At 36.1% G+C, this 880-nt stretch carries 1 protein-coding gene; it reads right to left on the reverse strand.

Annotated features, from left to right (window positions below):
- Positions 1-880, reverse strand: an 880-nt coding sequence (locus tag FC45_RS07445; RefSeq protein ID WP_420911454.1) for a mucin-binding protein, incomplete at both ends; no start/stop codon positions are given.

Here is an 880-nt window from a genome sequence, read left to right on the forward strand (position 1 = left end):
AGTTATCAGTAGTTGTCTTTGGCTTGTCAGGTGTTACATCCACAGTCTTGTGTTTAACAGTAATTGAAATATTTTGTGGAGTTTGATCACTATCTTTACCAGTGTTATCAGTATCATCAAAGTTCTTTGGTGTTTCTGATTGGTTAGTTACTTCATAACCGTGATTCTTTAAGTAAGTATTGATGTTAGTTACACCATCAGTTACATCAGTACCAACCTTACTGTTAGTAGTTCCATTAAAGATCGTTGGAATATCTGTTGGAATTACAACAGGTTTTCTATCTTGATCAGTTACAGTAACAGTAATTGTTTGCTTTTCAGGAACAAAGTATACATCAACGGTTCCACCTTCAACTGGGGTAGTTTTACCATCAGTTGTAGTGCTTGCATCAGCCTTAGCAACAGTACCATTACCAGCTTGAGCCTTGTCTTCAGTAGTGTTATAAGCAACCTTGCTAGTATAACCAGATGGAGTTGTGTAATTGTAAGCTTCAAATTCAGAAGGCTTGTGATCACTAGTATCAACAGTCCAATCGCCGTAGTTAGTTACTTCACCGGTTACTTCATCAACAGTTGCAGTTCTAGTAAACTTAACTTGTTGAGTTTTAGTAGTTACTGTTCCATCAGTGTTATGAACATTAATAGTTCTAGTAACTGTCTTAGTTAAAGCTTCAGTAGTTGGATAATTCTTCTTTGGATTATCTGGCAAAGTCTTAGTGGTATCAGTATCTGGAGTTACTGTAGTAGTCTTGTGCTTCAAGTGGATAGTAGTATCTGGTGTTTGGCTACCATCATTGTTGAACTTGATTTCAGTTGGTACTTTGTTTCCATCTACTAATTCATAACCATCTGGAATCTTTTGATTATCATTTGAAAGTGG

This window comes from Lactobacillus jensenii DSM 20557, from assembly GCF_001436455.1.
Lineage (GTDB): Bacteria > Bacillota > Bacilli > Lactobacillales > Lactobacillaceae > Lactobacillus > Lactobacillus jensenii.